Here is an 18,630-nt window from a genome sequence, read left to right as displayed (position 1 = left end):
GCATGACCGACCCGACTCAAGACCCCCGCTTTCTCCAGGACCCCTACCCCACCTATGCGGCCATGCGGTCCAGGTGCCCGGTGCAGTCCGTGCCCACTGGGTCCGGTGGGCACATCAGCTACCTGGTCACCGGCTACGCGGAAGCGAGGGAAGCTCTCCGCGACGCACGGCTCTCGAAGGACACGGCCGCCTTCTTCGCGGGCAAGGGGTCACGGCGTCGACTACACCCTGCGGTGGCGCACACAATGCTGGCCAGCGACCCGCCCCAACACACCCGCCTCCGCAAGCTGGTGACCAAAGCGTTCACGACCGGGGCCGTCGCGGAGCTGCGTCCGTTCATTGCCCGGGTCACCGACGAGCTGCTGGATCAGTGGCCCGTCGGCGAGCGGTTCGACTTCGTGGCCGGCTTGGCGGTACCGCTGCCAGTCATCGTGATCTGCGAGCTGCTCGGAGTCCCAGAGGGGGACCGACCCGACGTCCAACGCTGGTCAGAAGAACTGTTCGCGGCAGGCAAGTCCGACGTCATCGACGCGGTCTCGCATTCCATGGCTGAGTACATGACGAGCCTCATCGCCGCCAAGCGCCTGGACCCTGGTGCTTCTCTTCTTGACCGACTCATCTCAGCGCGCGACGGAGACGACCATCTAAGCGAGGAGGAGCTGGTCTCTCTGGCGGTGCTGTTGTTCGTGGCCGGGCACGAGACCACCACCAACTTCCTCGGAAACGCCGCCCTGGCGCTGCTCCAGCACCGTGCCGAGCTGGATCGCCTTCGGAAGAATCCGGACGATGTCCCAGCCGTGCTGGACGAGCTGCTTCGGTTCGATTCCCCCGTCAGTACAGCAACCTTTCGGTTCACCACGGAGGCCGTCACGCTCGGCTGTACCGATATCCCTGCCGGTGTCCCGGTGCTGGTCGCCCTTGGAGCCGCCAACCGCGACCCAGAGCGGTTCCCGTCGCCGGACCTGCTCGACTTGGACCGAGACGCCGCCGCTCATCTCAGCTTCGGCCATGGCATCCACCGCTGTGTCGGTGTTCCCCTGGCCAAGGCCGAGGTGGAGATCGCCCTCCGAGCGGTACTGACTCGGTTTCCCGGAATCCGGCTTGCCGCGCCAACTGACCAACTGGACTGGCGGCGCACCCGTCTCGTTCGCGGACTGGCAACTCTTCCTGTCCTGGTGTAGCAGGTGGTAAGTACAAGTCATGCTTCTGCGTACTGGGCGAGCAGGATGCTGGCTCGCGCGAGATGGTCTGGAGTGTCCACCGCGACGCCGTCGTCAGTGACAGGCACCATCCGTACAGCGTGGCCGTGCTCGATGAAGCGCAGCATCTCCACTCCTTCTGCGCGCTCCAAGGGCCCCTGCCGAAGTTGCCGGAAGCGCTGGAGAGAGTGGCCAGCGAATCCGTAGAGGCCCAGCTGGCGTGCGTACTTCGGCCGCTCCCCCTTCGGATAGGGAATGGGGTGGCGCGAGAACATCAGGGCGTCGCCCTGAGCGGCGACGACGACCTTGACGACGTTGCTGTCCAGGGCTGCGGCGATGTCGACCAGTTCGGTGTAAGCGTTCACGGCCAGCGTGCCCGGAGGCAGGTGCTCCAGAGCTTCCGAGATGGCGTCGATCGCACCGGGTGCGATGAACGGCTCGTCGCCCTGCACGTTGATGTATCCGTCGGCTGACAGACGTTCGGCGACCTCCGCGACGCGGTCGGTGCCGGTGAGGTGCTCCCCGGTACGGATGCTGTCGATGCCGAGTTCGCGGCACGCTGCTTCGATGCGTTCGTCGTCCGTTGCGACGACGGCCCCTGCGAGGCGTTCGGCCTCCAGACAGCGCTGGTGGACGTGCCATAGCAGCGGCTTGCCGCCGAGGAGGGCCAGTGGTTTGCCGGGGAAGCGGGAGGCACCCCAGCGGCAGGGTATGACGGCGATGTGCCGGCGCCGTTCGGCGTCGGTCGGTCGGGCTGTGGTGGCGGCCACGGCGTCCTCCTGGTGGTCGGGTTCGGGGGCTTCAGGTGAGCTGGGCGAGCTTGGCGCGGACGGTGGGTGAGGCGGTGGTCGCGAACGGCCGCCACTGGTAGCCGTCGACCTCCTCCTCCTGCAGCGTCACCGCGTGATCGTCCCCGAGGTGGAAGGCCCAGCGGAAGTCCACGTGGTGATGGGCCGGCTCGTTCTTCGACGGGTTCGCGTCGATCGCGTGCACGTCGATGTCGAGGGGGATGTCCTCGTGGCCGGCGAGGGGAACGACGGCGCTCGGCGGGATGCCGGCCTCCTCGTGCAGTTCGCGCAGGGCGGCGTCGCGCAGGCGCTGGTCGGACGGTTCGATGTGCCCGCCGGGCGCCAGAAGTTTCCCGGACGCCTTGTGCAGGATGTGGAGCACGTGCCGTTCACCGTTGATGACGATGGCGCTGCAGGTCACGTGGGCGGGGAAGGTCTTGCGGCTGGTGGGATCGTCTGCGCCCGCGAGTACGTCGAACAGCATCGTCAGGGAGGCGCGCTCGTCCGGGTGGCGGGCGAGGTACGCCTCGGTGACGGCGCGGACGTGTCCGGTGGAGGGTGGCAACGAGGTCACCTTTCGAAGTGGCGGAGCCAGGTTCTGGCGATGGTGTCGCGGTCGGCCGCCGGCATCTCGTGCAGGCCAGGCTGGAGCCGCGCGTGGCTGAGGGCGGCGGTGGCGGCGAGTATCTCGGCCTGGACGAGGTGGATGTAGGTGCCGACGGCGGCTCCGTGCACGAAGTTGACGGCACCGCCGTCGGCGAGAACGTAGAAGTAGTGGCCGGTGACCTCGTACCGGGTCAACTGGGGTCCGACGGGCTGACGTTCGTAGAGGTCGTCGAGGCTGCCCAGTTCGAGTTCGTCCTCGGAGGAAGTCACCGATCCGAGGTACGCGCCGTTGCGCAGGGCGGCGAAATCCTCGTGCCGGAGGGCGAGATTGCCGGTGGCGCACAGGACGAGATCCGCGTCGTGGACGGCCTCGGCGGTGGACGCGCTGGTGCGGAAGCCGAGGGCGTGCGCCTGTACCCGCTTGACCGCGTCGTTGTCGTACACGGTGACGCGCAGGTCCTGGGCACGTAGGGTCTGCGCAATCGAGCGGCCGATCTTGCCGAAGCCGATGACGCAGGCGCTGCGGCTCGTGAGAATGTCCCCGCGGGTGCGGACGAGGGCGTCGGTAGAGAACACGATGGATCGGCCGACGAGGTGGTCCTCGCAGTCCTTGAGCGGTGAGCGGGCCACGGACACGACCGGGCACGGGAGCGGCCCGAGGGCCGCGTACCGCTGGTGTCCGTTCTCGGTGTCCTCGACGACGCCGAGGATGCGGCCGGAGAACTTGTCCACGAGGGTGTCGAGGCTGGCTGCGAAGTAGCCGCCGATGTCGACCAGGACGATGTCCTGGCCGCCGGCCGTGTCCTCCAGGTAGTGCAGGGCCTGGGTCTCGTCGGTGAACCGCTCGCGGCTCAGGTCGTGGACCGGCAGGGTGCGGCGGACGGTGTCGAGGGTCGGCTGGTGGATCGACCGGGGCTTGGGGAGGACGGCGCCGATCGTGGACACCGCGGTCATGGCGCGCAAGAACGCAGGTCGTTCCTGGAGCAGGTGCGTGATGACCAGCGTCGTGATCGCCTGGCCAGCGGGGAACTGCGCGGTGATCCTTCGGAAGAAGGCGTCCAGCCGCGCTCGCTCGGGGGTCTCCATGAGCACTCCTCTCATGATCCGACGGGTGCGCCTAGGCGGCACGGCTGTAGTCAGGCACCGGGGCGGCCAGCGCCTGCATGTGAGCGCGCAGTCCGCTGTGGAGGTCGACCCGCGGCTGCCAGCCGAGGACCTCTCCCGCACGGCCGGGATCGGCACGCGTGAGGAGGACGTCCCCGTTGCGCACGTGGTCCTGGTGGAGCTGGATCTCGCGGCCGGTGAGGCTGTTGGCGATGTCGATCACGTCCAGCAGGGACGCGTTCGAGCCACCGCCGACGTTGATGGTGCCGTGCGCGTTCGGGACGGTGCCGGCGGCGATCGTGGCGGCGACCACGTCGTCGATGTAGGTGAAGTCGCGGCGCTGGTGGCCGTCTCCGTAAAGGCGCAGGGGTTGTCCGGTCAGGGCGGCGTACAGGGCGCGGTGGGTGAACATGTCGGCACGCTGCCGGGGGCCGTAGACGGTGAAGTACCGCAGGGCGACCACGCTGGGGCCGACGGGGCGCTCGGCGTAGGCGAGGCAGAGCTGCTCCTCGGCCAGCTTGGTCACGGCGTACGGGGAGGCGGGGTTGGGGCGGTCGGTCTCGCGGCTCGCGTCGCCTTCGGCCGGGCCGTAGACGCTGGAGGAGGAGGCTACGACCAGCCGGGATACGCCGATCCGGGTGGAGGCTTCGAGGACGCGGTGGGTGGCCAGCACGTTGGACGCGAGGTAATCGCCGAACTGCGGTCCCCAGGAGGGCCGTACGCCGGGGATGCCGGCGAGGTGGAAGACGGTGTCGGCGTCGATCAGGAGCGGGTCGATCGCGCAGTGGAGGAGGTCGGCCGTGACGTGGTGGTATCCCGGGCGACCCCGCAGCGCGGCGAGGTTGGCGGCGGCCGTCGGGTCGGTAGATGGATCTCGGCGGTCCACGCCGATCACGGTGGTGCCGGCCTTGACGAGGGCGTGGGCGAGGTGCGAGCCGATGAAGCCGGCGGAGCCGGTCACCACGGCCCGTCGAGGGGAAGCATTGGTCGGGGGCAGGTCGTGCTGTGGCACGGGGGTCTCCAGAGGGGTGTCGTCTAAGGGGCTGGTCAGGTGAGCCGGGACAGGACGGTTCTGCCGTGCGCGCTGAGGGCGGCGTCGTTCTCCTGGTGGCCCTTGACCAGGGCTGTGGCCGCCTCGATGGCGCCGAAGGACTCCAGGAGGCAGCGTTCGGCGTCGGTGGGCGAGCGTCCGTAGCCGTCGAAGAAGGCGGTGCGGAGGTGGGGTGCGGCCTGCCAGCGTCGGAATTCGAGCCGGGCGAAGTCGCGGACCCGGGCGTCGCGTCGCATGTGCTCGAAGTCGTAGATGCCGAAGGTGTCGCCGAGCAGCCAGTTGCGCGGCTGGTAGTCAAGGTGGCAGATCGCGCTGTCCATGTGGCTGGTGCCCAGGATGACCGCGTGGTGCTTCAGCAGGTTCTCCTCGGCGGCATCGAGCAGGTCGGCGTGGACTGCCCGGTCGATCCACCCCTGGAACCGCTCGGCGAGCGAGGCGCCGACGGCGCCGCCCTGGGGCATGGCCGTGGCCCGGTGCAGCTTGCCCAACACGTGCCCGGCCTCGTGGTGGGCCAGCTCCTCCTCGGGCGAGCCCGGAGCAAAGGCATCCGCGCGGTCGCCTGCGAGCGCGGTGAGCAACAGGGTGCGGGTGGCGTTGTCTCGGCCGACCAACACCGGTGCATGTCCGGTCAGATGAGTGACCCACGCCCCGTAGGCATGGAGCTCTCCGGCGTACCGGTCTCGCTCCGCGTGCTGCTTCGCGATGAACTGACGCCCGTCGCCGGCCACCAGGCGTACGACGCGGGGCGGGAGCGCGGGGTCCGCTGCGATATCGACTGCGCCGAGGAGGAGGTGCGCCAGTTGTATCCGAGGGTCGCGCGAGGTCGCGATCACGGGGTCGGCTCCGGCGTGAGGAGGCTGAGGTGCTCGGTGTCGTTGTGCCGGTCGAGCATCCAGCGGGTCTGGCCCAGGCGGTTACGGTGGTGCTGCCAGCGGGTGATGGAGGCGTGGTTGTGGGTGAATCCTGCGGGCGAGCCGATCGGGATGCCGAGCAGCAGGGTGTGTGCGGTGATCACCGTCTCCCCGTGGGCGGCAAAGACGACGCGCTTGCCGTGGTTCTCCTCGATGAGCTGGCTCAGGTTCCTGCTGGCGCGCTTCAGGAACCCGGTCCAGGTGTCGGAGCCGTTGGCCCAGGGTGTGTCGGGGTGGGCGTGCGGCCCGCCATCGGCGGCCGTCTTCACCGCGTCCCACGGCCGGCCGTCGGCGTCGCCGTGGACCGGGCCGTCGAGTCGGTCGTCGTGGTGCACGGGGATCTGGAGCGTCTGGGCGATGATCTCGCCGGTCTGGACGAGACGGATCCGCGGGCCCGTGTAGATGACGTCGAACGGCTTCTTCAGGTGCTCGGTGGCAAGGCGGCGTGCAGCCTGTTCGGCCTGGGCATATCCGAGGTTGGTCAGGCCGGTGCAGGTGCGCGGGCCCCCGACCAGGCCGTCGGCGTTGCACTGGGCCTGGCCATGCCGGACGAAGACGAGTTCGGTGGTGATCATGAGGCTCCTCGGTGGCTGAAACGGAGGGGCAGGCTGTAGTGGTAGCCGTTGCGACCGACGTACGGGGCGGTGAGCACGGCGTGCAGGGCCAGAAAGCTGTCGAGCTGGTTTCGGTCCGTCGTGCCCAGCCGGGCGTCGTGTCGTAGAGCTGCCGCGTTGTACGCGAGCAGGGCGGTGGTGACGGCTTGGTCCGGGAGCGGCCCGTAGGTCAGGTGGAGCGTCGCGACGAGCTTGGCGAGGTCGTAGCCCATCGGGGCCAGGGACAGGTCGTCGGTGTCGACGGCGACGATGTCCCTGCTGGTGACGATGAAGTTCCGGGGGTTGCTGTCCTTGTAGAAGGCGCAGGGCCCTTGAGCCGTCATTTCCAGCAGGCCGAACATCGCGTGCAGGGCGGCCCTGTTCGGCAGGTAGCCCTGTTCGTGGCGTTGCCGCAGGGCGCGCTTCCGGGGGCCGAGGTAGTCGTCGAACCTGGTCCCGTCCCGGAAGTGGTGCGGGGTGTCCAGCGACGCGGACCGCAGGTCGCTGGCCCAGGCGGCACCGTGGGCGTGGCCCAGCAGTGCCGCGACGCGCGGGAGGTCGTCCGGGCGTACCGAGCGGCCTTCGATCCGTTCGAACGTCAGGCTGTTCGCTCGGACGGTAAGGAGCGCCGGCTGCCGCAGTGGCTTGGCGTGCTCGGTGAGCCACTGGTAGTGGCTCACCGCCCCCGCCGCACGCTCCGGTTCCGCGTAGGACTTGGTGAAGGGCGCGAGGGTCATGCCGACCGCCCATCGTTCGGCTGGGCGACGACGAAGGTGATCCGGGACCGGGTGGTCAGCGGCTGGTCGGGAAGGAACTCGTGCAGGGTCGCCGCCAGGGCACCGGGGTTGCCGTACAAGCCGGGCGCCAGGTCGTACTTGGGGTTGGTGGCCAGGTACTGCGCCGAGTGGTCGTGGCCGTCGAAGGTGAAGACGTGCTCCTCGTCCAGGACGGCGATCACGTCGAGCGAGGAGGCGGCAATGTCGGCCAGGCTGTCGCTGTGGGCTGCGGTGTACAGGCTCTCGTGCTGGGCGGCACGCGGATCGAGACCGGCGCAGGCGACCAGCTGGTCCATCTCCCGGTAGCTGTCGAGGCCCTTGGTGACGAGCACGGCCACACCACCGGGGGCGAGGACCCTGGCGATCTGTCCGACGACGTCCTGGGGGCGCGGCGAGTGGTAGAGGCAGAACGCGGCGACGACGACATCGCTCGACCTGTCGGGCAGAGGGAGGTCGTGGAAGTCGCCTTCGACGAACTCCACCGTGCTGTCGGGCAGGTTCTTGGCGCGCTCGCGCGCCTGGGCGAGCAGGGCGGGGGCGGCGTCCAGGCCCACGACGCGCTCGGGCCGGAGCTGCTCGGCGAGGATGAGGCTGCTCGTGCCGCGACCGCATCCGATGTCGAGCACCGCGCCGAGCCGGTCCGGCCGGGCGTGATGGGTCTGCACGAGGCTGACGATGGTCTCGGGCACCGGGTGTCCGGCGGTCTTGGCGCGCATCAGGGCGCCGGTCCGCCCGGCCAGCCGCGAGGCGTGTCCGTACAGCTCCGGCTGCCGGACGGGGTCCAGGAACGGGTTGGGCTCGTTCATGCCGCACCCCCTGACCGGGGGCGCGGGCCGGTCAGGACTGCTCGGCGGCGACCTTCCGCAGCCAGCGGCGCGTCTGACGCCGGTTGGCCAGCAGCACCACATCGGCGCCGGAGCCGAACTCCTCGATCTTCGCCATCACGCGGGGCCGCATCTTGCGCCGGTACGTGGCGACGTACTTGATCACGCCCCAGTGGATGCGGTTGTGCACCCCGTTGCCCTTGTGCCCCGCGCCGTGCCGGATTTGCCGGGAGAAGATCCCGTACAGCGCCGCCACGGTCGACACGTCCATCAGGACCACCGTGTCGCAGGCTTCGAGCCGTACCTGCAGCGTCGAGTTGTAGTTGCCGTCGATCACCCACCGCGGCTGCGCGACCAGCTCGCGCTGGACGTCGGTGAACTTGTCCATGGGCAACGCGTTCCACTCGTCGTCGTAGAACGCGGCGTCCAGGTGCGTCACCGGAGCGTCGAGGATCCTGCCCAGTTCGCGGGCCACGTGGGATTTGCCGCTGCCTCCGCAGCCGACGATGGCGACCTTCTTCATGGTGCTCCAGCGTAGAGAGGTTCGGGTGTCCGGCGAGCCCATCCTCCGGGACGCGCCCGGAGGATTCGCGCGCCGTGGTCGATCGAGCGGTCTGCATCAGGCAGCCCCCCGCTTGGTCGCGGTGGTCTGAAGGAGGCCGTGCAGGACGGACTCCAGGGTGTTGACCTGCTTACACAGACCGAATAGACGCAGCCGGTCCACGCACGCGGCGATCAGGGCGGCGTGCTGCTCGGTGCCAGCGATCTCGCGTAGGTAGGAAAGGCGTTCGAGCACGTCGCTGCCGGAGTGCACGACCAGCTCCTTCGGGACGAACCGGTCGGCGAAGTGGATGTCCGCCGGGGCAAGCGGCAGGCAGCCGGCAAGCACGGCCTCGAAGATGCGCTGGGTCATCTGCCCGACGGCGGCGTATCGCTCGGGCAGCATGAGCACCGTGGCCAGGGACCGGCCGTAGACGTTGGCGGCGTCCTCGAACGGGATCCGGCCCGCGAAGCGGACGTGCGGCCAGCGGCCGGTCTTGGTCCACTTCCCGGCGACCAGGTGCTCGACGTGGGCGGCTGCCGGGGCGAAGAAGCGGTCGAAGGGCTCGTCGCGGTCGTACTGGTTGCCCACGTAGCCGAGCGCGAGATCCCGGGGCCGCGCCGCCAGGGTGGGGGGATCGGCCTGGGCGAGGAGGTCCTCGGCGACAGGGAAGAGCAACGAGTGCGCGCCGAGCGTCGGGGCGAGCGCGGCCTCGCAGACGCGGGCGTGGGCCGTACGGCGCCACACGCTCTCGTCGCGCAGGGTGCGGTCCTTGTCCCAGATGACGGTGGGCGTCTGGTAACGGGCCGTGTAGTGGTTGATGAGCTGGGCCTGACGGTGGAGGTCGCAGGTGTGCCCCTCGCTGCCGCACACGGTGGTGTTGCGGCCGGGGATGGCCCAGCGCCACTCCAGGAACAGGACGTCGATGCTGGGCAGGCCGTCGTCGAAGGTGTACGCGCCGCCGAGGTCGTCACCGGCTTCGAGGCGGTCGCGGTCGGGCTGGAGGAAGACGATCTCGTGACCGCGGGCAAGGAGGGCGTCGATGAAGGGGCGGCGGTGGCTGCGGCCTCCGTCGGGGGTGTCGGTGACGCCGTTGCTGAGGAAGCCCCAGAAGCTGTATCCGATCTTCATTTGGTGATCCACCGTCCTTCGAGCAGCAGGGCGTCGAGGCCGGAGTTGGCCAGGCAGTCCAGGGCCATATCGGGTGTCCCGCAGATCGGCTTGCCCTTGACGTTGAGGGAGGTGTTGATCAGCACGGGGATGCCAGTTCGGCGGCCGAAGGCGGTCAGCACCGCGTGCATGAACGGGTTCTGCGACCGGGTGACGGTCTGCAGGCGGGAGGTGCCGTTGGCGTGCACGATGGCCGGCACCCGCTCGTGCGTCAGGTCCGTCACCCCGGAGGCCATGGACATGTACGGGGCCGGCTGGCCGAGGGTGAAGAACTCGGCGGCGCGCTCGGCCGGGACCATGGGGGCGAAGGGCCGGAACGGCTCGCGGAACTTCACGGTGGCGTTGAGCCGCTCGACGACGCCGGGCTCCAGCGGGGAGGCGAGGATCGAGCGGTTGCCCAGGGCACGCGGCCCGGCCTCAACCCCTCCCTGGAACAGTCCGGCGATCATGCCGTGGGCGAGCTGGTCGGCGAGGAACTCGGCGGTCTCGATGCCGAGGGTCTTCTGGCGGAGGCCGGGCCAGGGGGTCAGGTCGAGGGGCTGGTCCTCGTAGGAGGGGCCGAGGTAACAGTGGCGGGCGATGTCGGCGACCGGGCGAGGGCTGCGACCATCGACATGCACGGCGAGGGCGGCCCCGATGGCGGTTCCGGCGTCTCCGGGCGCCGGCGGGACGAACACCTCGTCGAAGATGTCAGCCTCGATGATCTTCCCGATGCTGACGCAGTTCGTGGCGACGCCGCCGCCCACGCACAGGCGCCGGGAGCCGGTGAGCACACGGGCGCGGCGGGCAAGGTGAACCATCACCTGCTCGGTCCGCTCCTGGAGGGCAGCCGCCAGGTCTCGGTGGACGTCGGTGAGCGGCTCGCTCGGGTGCCGCTCGGGGCAGGTCTCGGCGACGAACCGCCGGGATGTCCTCGGGTATCCCGAGGTGAGGGTGCGCGTCGGGAAGTAGCCGGGGTGGATGCGAAAGCCCGTGGCCGTCGTGCGAACGGCCGTGGTGAACAGGTGCCGGAAGCGGGCGGGGTCGCCGAGGGCGGCCAGCGCCATGACGGTGCCTTCCTCGTCGCCCCGCCGCCAGCCCAGGTGCTCGGTGACGGCGCCGTACACGTAGCCGAGGGAGGCTGGGTCGTTGATCGCTTCCACGGGCTGGAGGCGGGGGCGCTGGATGCCGTGGCCGTGGGCGATGGTGGTGGTCTGCCGCTCGCCGAGGCTGTCGACCACGAGTACGGCGGCTTCCTCCCAACCGGAGGCGGCGAAGGCCGTGAGCTGGTGGGCTCGGTGGTGAAGGACCGGTGTGACGCGGGCCGAGGGGAACTGGCTGCCAAGGACGCGCAGTCGCCGCCGGGTCCGCAGGGCGACCTTGGCGAACCCGTGGGCGCGGGCCAGGCTCCGGTCGCGTGTCATTGGCGAGAGCGCCATGCGCAGGGCGGCGGGCGACTCGGCGAGGTAGCGAGCGGGCTGGAAGTTGTAGGCGACGGCGTCCACGTCGGTGGCGCTCAGCTTGGCCTGGTCGAGGAGCCATCCCACGGCGCGGGCCGGGTAGAGCTTGGTGTGCTTCTGCTCGGAAAGGCGTTCCTCCTCGACGAAGCCGACGAGTTCACCGTCCACGAGAAGGGCGGCCGACGAGTCGTGGGTGTACGAGCACAGGCCGAGGATCACGGAGGGGGTGCGCTTCATGACGGCGGTCACCTTGCCCCGGCCGTCGCGGCGCGATTGGTCGAGCGCCGTTCCAGCTCTCCGTACCAGGCGGTGAGGGCTTGGCCGAGGGGCCCGTCGATCGTGTCGGCCGCCCGCCACGCCTGCTCGCGCTTGCCGTCCTTCCACAACCGGTAGCTGCGCAGCGTCTCGGCCATCGCGTCCCAGCCGGGGTGGCCGGTCACATCACGGGCCTCGACCTGGTCGAGCAGGCCGCCGAAGCCGTTCCAGGGTGTTCGCAGGTCGGGCATGATCTCGCTCGCCGGGAGCGAGGTGAGCGTGTCGGCCTGCTCGATGTGCTCGTCGTAGATGTGCAGCGAGCCGATGTGCAGGTGAAACTCGCCGAGTTCCGCGTCGAGCCATCCGGCGACCAGCTCGTGCAACACGGTGTAGAAGAACACGTCGTACGGCATGCCGATCCATACGTCCTGGCCGCGCATCGTGGTCGCCATGTGCAGGCGGCCGGCGCGCAGGTGGAACCTGAACCCAAGGGTGCACGGCACGTCCTTGTGCCCTGCGGCGTCCTGGGCCGGGTCGTAGAGCTGGATCAGGGCTCGCCGGGAGTCGGGGTCGGCTTGGAGGATCTCGACGACGCGGGCTAGCTGGTCGACCTTGCCGGCCCAATTCCGCATCCTGGGGCCGTACGCCCCCAGGAGGACGCCTTCGTCGGCGAACTGCCGCAGCCGGTTGTTGTAGTCGAAGATCCACGGGGCGTCGGAGCCGGACAGGTGCCAGACCGTCTCGGCCACGGCGAAGGCCGGATTCACGATGCGGGCGGGCGGGGCGTAGAGCAGGCGGGCACGCGGCTGGGTGAGCAGCAGGTGCACGTCGCGGACTTCGTGGGTGGCCATGCCCCGGGGGCTGATCTTCTCGCCGGACTTGGCCAGCGTGACGGCGCCGGAGAACAGCTCGGCGATGCTGTCGGCCGTGAGGGATGTCATCGGACGGATGCTCCTTCGTCCTTGGGCGACGCACCGGCGCCCGGGTGGTGGTGGGTGGAGTCGTCGGCCCTCGGGCCGGAGGTGGCGCGGTCGGTGATGAGCCGGGCGATCCGAGTGGCGCTGTCGCCGCGCCACCGGCAGACCGCGTCCAAGGCCGCCCGCGGGATCGGCGCAGGGCCCGCGCGCAAGCCGGAGAGTGCTTCGGCGACCTCACCGGCGGCCTCGCACCGGGTCGCCAGTCCGTGACCGGTCAGGCCCAGGGTGCGTTCGCCCGGCGGGCCGATTTCGAGGACCGGGATGCCGAGCAGCGCGGCTTCGATCCCGCACGTCGAGTACGCGCTCGCCAGGACGTCAGCGCCGGCGAGGCAGCCTCGGGCTCCGACTCGGGGATCGGCCACCGCGATGGGCGGCCCGGCGTCCCGCTTCACCAGAGCGGTGAAGGCGTCGGCTCCCTGCGCCGGGTGTGGAGCGATGACGAGCCCCCAGTCGCCGTCCGCCTCGGCGAGCCCGTCCAGGAGGAGGTCCGCGTGGGACTTGAGGTGATCGGGGTTGAAGGGCTGGCAGGCCCACACCGCGATCCGGGTCGGCGCGCGTCGGCCCTCCGGAGCGAGCAGCTTCTCCAGGTACCGCCGTTGTGCCTGGCGGCTCAGGCTGGTGAGGACGTCGAAGCGGGGCTGCCCGAGGACGTGCACCTCGGCCTCGGGGTGGCGCGCCCACCCTCGGCCCAGGGGGAGGTCCCGCTCGCCCATGACGATGATGTCGCGGCTGTGCAGGGCCGGCCAGGCGACCGACTCCGGCGTCCACGCCCCGTGCTGGACGTGCACCGAGTTCGCTCCGTGCCGCTCGGCGGCGTGCGCGGCCAGCGCGCCCAGTGGGCTGGTGTCGTTGCTCAGCAGGACGGTGTGCGGCCGGGTGGTCGACAGGATGTCGTCGAGCCAGCTCTCCGCCCGCACGACCGTCCGCCACGACGGCTGGGTGCAGCCCCCGCTGGTCTCCAAGAGCACGAACAAGAGCCTTACGAGCCGGGCAAGTTGGACGCCGTGGCCTTCCACTTGGACGACGTGCTCGTCGTCGGGGCGGTGGAGGCCCTCGGCGGTGCCGGAGACGGTGAAGAGGTCGCTCGGAGCCGAGCGCAGATCGAAACCCATTGCCGGTCCCGCGCTGCATCGCTCGGCGGCATCAGTGGCGAGATCGAGCAGGAGGCTCCTCTGCCCGCCTCGCGCCAGCTCGGCGAGAACGGGGGTCAGCGTGGCGGCATGGCGGGTGGTCCACGACAGCGCCAGAACGTCCTGCCGTCCGAGATCCGAGGGGAGCGAACTCGGCTCCGTGTTCGCCGTACTCGTCCGGGCGCGGTTCCGGAGCTGGGCGGAGCGGGTCGGGTTGTGCGGTGCCGCAGCACCGAGCACGTACGCGACGCCGGACCATGTCACGGTGTAGGCCAGGTACTCACGCGAGCTGCTCGAACGCAGTCCCACGAGACCTTCGTAGGGGGCCAGGATCAGGGGTCCTGGGGCGGAGGCGAACGGTGCCCAGGAGTTCAGGGCCAGGAGCTTGCGCACGATCTCGGCGACGAAGCGTCGCACGGGGACGTGCTGAACGTGGAGCCAGTCGGCTCCGCCCGGGGTGGCGGCCCACTTGGCGCTGTAGCGGTCGACGGCCTCCATGACCTCTTCGACGCCGGAGCGCAGTGACTGCTTGTCGACGGCCGTCGCATCAAGGTCCGTCGTGTGGATGTGGTCGGTTCGCGCGTGCGCCAGGGCGCCGGTTCCGACGAGAGTCCACGTCGGCTTCCCGACGTTGGAGGAGCGGACCAGGCCGAGGCCGCCAGTGGTGCGGGGGCTCACACCGTGCTCCCCTCGACGAGCTGCTTGACGGGGAGGAGGCTCAGCAGTTCCCTGGGGGACGAGACCGCGTCCGGGGCGGGAGCCGTCGGCTGCCCGTAGCCCCACCCAGCGTGCACATAAGGGACGCCGGCGCGTGCGGCCGACTCCTGGTCGACCGCCATGTCACCCACGTAGACGGCGGAGGCGGGGTCGACTCCCAGGTCGACCAGCGCCAGGAGGAGCGGGTCCGGGGCCGGCTTCGTCCGGCCCGCGCCGGCGGGCGTGCGGATGGTCGCGAAGGGACACCCGAGGCGCGCGAGGAGCGGGGCCGCCCGGTCGACGTGCTTGGACGTCACGACGCCCAGCCGCCAGTCGGCGGCCACGAAGGCGTGGAGCGTCTCGACGATGCCGGCGAACTCCTTCGCGAGGTGCGCGGTGGCCACGGACTCCGCCTCGTACGTCTGGCGGACCGCCTCGGCATCGGTCACGCCCAGTCGCTGCATGATGTCGCCGAACTCTCGGCCCAGGTGGCGCTCGTAGTCACGGAAGGGGAGCGCGACGCCGTGGATCTCCTGGACCCTCTGCCACGCCTTCCTCATCACGGGACGCGTGTCGAGGAGGACCCCGTCGAGGTCGAGGAGAAGAGCGCGCGACCCGTGGTCGCTCGGCGCGGCCGGAGCGGGTGGCGATCCGCAAGCGGGAACGGTCATGATCATCCTCTCGTCAGGGTGTCGCCGTGCCTCAGAGGGCCGAAGCCGGGGCAAGTTCCAACTCGGGGTACTGGGCCGGACCGCCGGCCTCCTCGAACGCCGCGTCGAGCAACGCCACGTGCAAGCGGTCCCATCGCTCTCGGGACTGCAGAGCACGCCCGTGGCGGGTCAGGGCCCACGCCTTGAGGGCCGTCGGGTCCTGCATGAAGTTCCGCGCGTTCTGCCGCAGGACGGCGGGGGCGAACACCCTGAGATTGAGGCCGGTGCGCCAGAACTCAAGCCACCACTGGCACATCAGGAGCGGACCCGATTCGTCGTCCTTGACGTGATCGGGATGGTTACGCACCCAGATCGGGTCCAAGCCCGGGTGTGTGGTCGCGACTTCGAGCATGCGGCCGTGGGCCTGGTGCACTGCCAACTCCAGGGACTGGCGGTGCTGCAGGCGACGCTGGGCGATGTGCACCGCGGACGCGAGGGCGATGGTGGTGGCCAGAGCGAGAACGGGACGGTTCATCTGCGACCTTTACTCGAGGATGGATGGGACGGTGTAGGCAACCGGCGGCGGCATCCGGGGCAGTGGTGGTCGCCGTCGTGCTCGCTTGAGGAGAGTCAGGCCGCGTCCGGCGGGCCGTCAGCCGAAGGCGAGGTCGATCCGTCCGGCACGGCCGACAGGCGCGAGAGCCGGTGAAAGCGCGAGAGTTCGAAGCCACGCCCCTGAACCTCACCAGCGGGCACGGCGAAGAGGTCGATCCCCTCTTCGCTGGGTGCCGAAGGGGCGGCCTCCCTGATGGCGAGGAGCGCTTCGCCCTGCTCGCGGTGCGGAAGGAGGCGCGGCGCACGATCGATGTGTCCCTCGAAAGTCATGGTCAGCCCTCGGTCAGGTGTATTTGAAGGTGAAGACGAGCACGACGCTCACGGTGACGATCAGGGCGATCTGGGCGCTGATCTGCCGCCAGCCCCAGCCCTTCCTGTCCATCCAGCGCAGTGGACGCCTTCAAGTCGGCGCTACAGGCTCCTCGGGGATCACGAGGTGGAGAAACGCCCGGCAGTGCTCGCCCAGGTGTTTGATCACGGCGTGGTACTCGTCGTCATCGGAGCTGATGTTGTGCCGGTCGAGGACGAGCACTCCGTCGGCCAAGCCCTCTCGGAGCTGCCGCTCGGCTTCCCGCCAACCAGGTCGATCCCAAGGCGGCGTGTAGACGCCCTGGCTCGCACTGGATGCTGGGAAGTACGTCGTGGTCAGCGGGACCGCCACATCGTGGAGCCGGGCGGCGATCGCGTAACCGAGCTGGTCGGCCGCAGCCTGTAGCGTCCCCCAGTCCTCGTCAGGTCGGGCCCTCGGACTCGGTACCAGGCTGTACGCCAGCACGCGCAGCGGCTGATCGGCCTGCGCGTTGACGGCCTGACGGTAGAAGTGCTGACGGAAGCCTCGGAGTTGGCCAGCTCGGGACTGGCGCTTCGCCTGGGCAGAGGTGCGAGGCCAGCTGGGGTGGTCACGGCCAGCGGTCGGCGCCCCACCGCCCGTATGCTTCTCTCGCCCCCGATCAAAGGCGACGAGGCTCAACACGTCGGCTCCGTGCTTGACTGCGTTGTGCGGCGACATGGGGGTGCCTCCGTGAGAGTGGGGATGACCGCGTACGTCGTCCGGCCGCCGTCCGCGACGCCCCACCGCAGCGACAGGCAGGCGACGAGGTGCAGCCCTCGACCGCCGAGGCCAGCGGCACTTGCACGTCGTCGCCTCGCCGGTGCCGTGCTGTCGTCGGTGACTCGGATTCGAAGCTCGTGCTCGTCGTGTCGCAGTCGCAGTCGGACGTCCCCGGAACCGTGGGTGATCGCGTTGGACACCAACTCCGAGACGACGAGCCGGGCGTCCTCTGCCGGCGTCTCCGGCAACGACCAGTGCTTCAGCACGGTGGCCGTCGTTCGTCGCGCTTGAGCAACGTGCACATCTACCGGCTCCATGGCCATCTCGAAGACGTGAGAGGCCAGCGGACACCGAGCGGTCGCGGCGCCGACGACGTGGGCGCCACCGTCGTCGCCCCGAGGTCGGGGCGGCATTGCTGTCCGGTGCGTGGTCATGAGCACATCGCACCGTGGCTGCGCGATCCGGGACAGGGGAAACCGGAGGGGGGAAATCTTTGTCAAGGGGGGAAAATCAGGGGGGAGTTGAGGGGAGTATTGGCTTTCTCCCACGGATAGGGGTCAGACTCATGGCAGTGGATCCATTTGCCGAGCTGCTCCGTCACCTGCGGCGTAACGCGAATCGGACGCAGGACGAGCAGGCCGGTGCGATCAACGCCGCTTCCGGCCGGGCAACGGTGACCCGCCGAGAGGTGAACCGGTACGAGAACGGTGCGAACGTTCCGACGGATCACACCCTGGGGAACATCGCTTTGGCCTGTGGCGTCCCGCTGGAGCCGCTGCTGCGCGAGGCGAAAGCCGCCCGCGCCAGGCGGCGAGAGAAGAACAAGGCCGAGGCGGAGGACCTGGACGACGTGAAACGCCGAACGCTGCTGGGAGGCGCAGTCATCGGTGCGGCTGCGGCTGCCGAGCCGTGGGGCCGGCTGGCCTACGCACTCAGCAAGGGTTCCAAGATCGACCCTGAGTCCGCGGGGGTGCTTATTGATCATGCGGCCCGGTTGCACGTGGACGAGCTGAACGAGAGCGCGCTCAGCCTGCAGTCCCGCGTCGAGGCGCACTTGGACGCGATCACCGCAGCCCTTCCCCGCGCCGGAGCCCACGAGCGAGCCCTGACCATCGCGGCCGGGGAGACTGCCGCTCTTGCTGGGTGGGTCGCCTGGGACCTCGGCGAGCACGACAAGGCCACTTCCTATTACGGAGTGACCTCGGAGTGCGCGAAAAAGGCTGGACACCCCCCGCTGCGCGCTCTCGCTCTGGGCTACGCGAGCTACGGTGCCCCCAGCCCAGCGAAGGCGCTGGAGATGCTTTCGCAGGCAGCTCAGGACGTACGCGGACGTGGCAACGCAACCGCCGCAGCGTGGGCTCTAGGCCGGTACGCGGAGGAAGCCGCTCAGTCAGGCGATGACGCTGGCGCCCTTCGTGCTCTCGACCAGGCCAAGTTCGCTTATGACTTCGCCGACCATACGAGCGAGCAGGCGTGGGTCCGCTTCGTGACGCCATACCGCATGGACTCGTTAACCCTCTCGGTCTACGGCGAACTCAAGCGTCAGGAGCTGACCGCCACGGCCGACTCCGCAGTCGAGCGCCTCGGCGGTGAACTGCCCGAGTCCGGTGTGGTCGTACTGGGTGACCTGGCGTCCGCCCTTCTGCGCGGCGGTGACGTAGATCGCGGGGCCTACGTAGCGCACCAGTTCGCCGCAGCGGCGGAGTCGAAGCCCAACACCATGGGCCGGCAGCGGGCTCAGGCCATCGCTGCCGGGCTCCCCGACACTGAGCGTGACCTGGCCAGCCACCTGCTGACGTTCGCGACGCTGTGAAGCGTCGAAGCGCACAGGCTCGGTGAGAGCGAGGCGCTGTAGTGGGGGCCTTTACCCCGGGCGCGTCTCGTCGACGACCCAGGACAGGTACGCCTCCGACCCTCCGGTCACAGGCAGCGTGACCCACTGGGGGACGTCGTACGGGTGCCTCTCGTGCAGCCATGCCTCTAGCGCGGGGAGGCGATCCGACGAGGTCATGTAGGAGATCCGCCACTCCTGAGCCGCCTCGACCTTCCCCTGCCACCAGTAGAAGGCGGTGATGGGCGCATCGATGTGGACGCCCGCCGCCAGTTTGCTCTCAACAGCGCCTCTGGCGAGGGTCTTCGCCTGCTCCTCGTCGTCACTGGTCGTCTGCGCGATCACGATCCCGTGGTCCATGCGGCTACCTCTCCAGCTCGGGTACCGCGACCCTATCTATGTGTTCGACGCAGGCCAGCGGGT

21 protein-coding genes are annotated in these 18,630 nt (G+C 69.7%); 2 read left to right on the top strand and 19 right to left on the bottom strand.

The genetic code is table 11. The features are described 5' to 3' along the window. Positions 1-2 precede the first annotated feature (2 nt). Positions 3-1,181 (top strand): cytochrome P450 family protein, encoded by a 1,179-nt coding sequence (locus tag MDN94_RS18575; RefSeq protein ID WP_482726858.1) that lies wholly within the window; start codon positions 3-5, stop codon positions 1,179-1,181. Between the two features lie 17 nt (positions 1,182-1,198). On the opposite strand, the gene MDN94_RS18570 is transcribed toward MDN94_RS18575, so the two are convergent. The 18 genes from MDN94_RS18570 to MDN94_RS18485 all read right to left on the bottom strand — a co-directional run bounded on the left by MDN94_RS18570 (position 1,199) and on the right by MDN94_RS18485 (position 16,693). Beyond that, entirely contained in the window at positions 1,199-1,969 is a 771-nt protein-coding gene (locus MDN94_RS18570; protein ID WP_482726857.1) for a 3-deoxy-manno-octulosonate cytidylyltransferase, read from the bottom strand. Positions 1,970-2,000: 31 nt separating this feature from the next. After that, entirely contained in the window at positions 2,001-2,561 is a 561-nt protein-coding gene (locus MDN94_RS18565) for an NUDIX hydrolase (RefSeq protein WP_482726856.1), read from the bottom strand. Next, the gene (locus MDN94_RS18560) at positions 2,558-3,679 is read right to left on the bottom strand and encodes an adenosylhomocysteinase (RefSeq protein ID WP_482726855.1); all 1,122 of its coding nucleotides are present in this window, start codon (positions 3,677-3,679) and stop codon (positions 2,558-2,560) included. Before MDN94_RS18560 ends, MDN94_RS18565 begins: the two co-directional genes overlap by 4 nt. 31 nt (positions 3,680-3,710) lie before the next feature. Continuing rightward, entirely contained in the window at positions 3,711-4,709 is a 999-nt protein-coding gene (locus MDN94_RS18555; protein ID WP_482726854.1) for an NAD-dependent epimerase/dehydratase family protein, read from the bottom strand. A gap of 35 nt (positions 4,710-4,744) precedes the next feature. After that, positions 4,745-5,581 (bottom strand): aminoglycoside phosphotransferase/kinase family protein, encoded by an 837-nt coding sequence (locus MDN94_RS18550; RefSeq protein WP_482726853.1) that lies wholly within the window; start codon positions 5,579-5,581, stop codon positions 4,745-4,747. After that, the gene (locus MDN94_RS18545; protein WP_482726852.1) at positions 5,578-6,234 is read right to left on the bottom strand and encodes a histidine phosphatase family protein; all 657 of its coding nucleotides are present in this window, start codon (positions 6,232-6,234) and stop codon (positions 5,578-5,580) included. The genes MDN94_RS18550 and MDN94_RS18545 overlap by 4 nt, the downstream gene beginning before the upstream one ends. Further along, positions 6,231-6,989: a phosphotransferase gene (locus MDN94_RS18540; protein WP_482726851.1), complete on the bottom strand. Its 759-nt coding sequence runs from the start codon at positions 6,987-6,989 to the stop codon at positions 6,231-6,233. The genes MDN94_RS18545 and MDN94_RS18540 overlap by 4 nt, the downstream gene beginning before the upstream one ends. After that, positions 6,986-7,834, bottom strand: a complete 849-nt coding sequence (locus tag MDN94_RS18535) for a class I SAM-dependent methyltransferase (RefSeq protein WP_482726850.1) — start codon at positions 7,832-7,834, stop codon at positions 6,986-6,988. Before MDN94_RS18535 ends, MDN94_RS18540 begins: the two co-directional genes overlap by 4 nt. A 31-nt stretch (positions 7,835-7,865) precedes the next feature. Then, positions 7,866-8,375 carry a P-loop NTPase family protein gene (locus MDN94_RS18530; protein WP_037876755.1) on the bottom strand — a complete coding sequence of 170 codons (510 nt, stop codon included), beginning with the start codon at positions 8,373-8,375 and terminating at the stop codon, positions 7,866-7,868. Positions 8,376-8,471: 96 nt separating this feature from the next. Then, positions 8,472-9,524: a glycosyltransferase family protein gene (locus MDN94_RS18525; protein WP_482726849.1), complete on the bottom strand. Its 1,053-nt coding sequence runs from the start codon at positions 9,522-9,524 to the stop codon at positions 8,472-8,474. After that, on the bottom strand, positions 9,521-11,239 hold the full coding sequence (locus MDN94_RS18520; protein ID WP_482726848.1) for a carbamoyltransferase family protein: 1,719 nt from the start codon (positions 11,237-11,239) through the stop codon (positions 9,521-9,523). Before MDN94_RS18520 ends, MDN94_RS18525 begins: the two co-directional genes overlap by 4 nt. Before the next feature lie 8 nt (positions 11,240-11,247). Beyond that, a complete protein-coding gene (locus MDN94_RS18515) occupies positions 11,248-12,198 on the bottom strand; it encodes a thymidylate synthase (RefSeq protein ID WP_482726847.1) in 951 nt (316 codons plus the stop codon). Beyond that, positions 12,195-14,042, bottom strand: a complete 1,848-nt coding sequence (locus MDN94_RS18510; RefSeq protein WP_482726846.1) for a hypothetical protein — start codon at positions 14,040-14,042, stop codon at positions 12,195-12,197. The genes MDN94_RS18515 and MDN94_RS18510 overlap by 4 nt, the downstream gene beginning before the upstream one ends. Beyond that, on the bottom strand, positions 14,039-14,731 hold the full coding sequence (locus tag MDN94_RS18505; protein ID WP_482726845.1) for an HAD family hydrolase: 693 nt from the start codon (positions 14,729-14,731) through the stop codon (positions 14,039-14,041). Before MDN94_RS18505 ends, MDN94_RS18510 begins: the two co-directional genes overlap by 4 nt. Before the next feature lie 31 nt (positions 14,732-14,762). Beyond that, complete coding sequence (locus tag MDN94_RS18500; RefSeq protein ID WP_482726844.1) at positions 14,763-15,245, bottom strand: DUF6082 family protein; 483 nt, start codon at positions 15,243-15,245, stop codon at positions 14,763-14,765. Positions 15,246-15,340: 95 nt separating this feature from the next. Further along, entirely contained in the window at positions 15,341-15,595 is a 255-nt protein-coding gene (locus MDN94_RS18495) for a hypothetical protein (RefSeq protein WP_482726843.1), read from the bottom strand. A gap of 130 nt (positions 15,596-15,725) precedes the next feature. Continuing rightward, positions 15,726-16,100, bottom strand: a complete 375-nt coding sequence (locus tag MDN94_RS18490) for a recombinase family protein (protein ID WP_482726842.1) — start codon at positions 16,098-16,100, stop codon at positions 15,726-15,728. Between the two features lie 191 nt (positions 16,101-16,291). Beyond that, positions 16,292-16,693: an ATP-binding protein gene (locus tag MDN94_RS18485; protein WP_482727108.1), complete on the bottom strand. Its 402-nt coding sequence runs from the start codon at positions 16,691-16,693 to the stop codon at positions 16,292-16,294. A gap of 248 nt (positions 16,694-16,941) precedes the next feature. Between MDN94_RS18485 and MDN94_RS18480 the strand changes: the two genes are divergently transcribed. Beyond that, positions 16,942-18,189, top strand: coding sequence for a helix-turn-helix domain-containing protein (locus tag MDN94_RS18480; RefSeq protein WP_482726841.1), 1,248 nt, complete (start codon positions 16,942-16,944; stop codon positions 18,187-18,189). A 51-nt stretch (positions 18,190-18,240) separates the two neighbouring features. On the opposite strand, the gene cutA is transcribed toward MDN94_RS18480, so the two are convergent. Next, positions 18,241-18,567 carry a divalent-cation tolerance protein CutA gene (gene cutA, locus MDN94_RS18475; RefSeq protein ID WP_062022327.1) on the bottom strand — a complete coding sequence of 109 codons (327 nt, stop codon included), beginning with the start codon at positions 18,565-18,567 and terminating at the stop codon, positions 18,241-18,243. Positions 18,568-18,630 lie beyond the last annotated feature (63 nt).

Source organism: Streptomyces sp. WAC00040 (genome assembly GCF_056835925.1).
The sequence above is the reverse complement of the archived record's forward strand: the minus strand, read 5'-3'. Positions and strand labels throughout refer to the sequence as shown.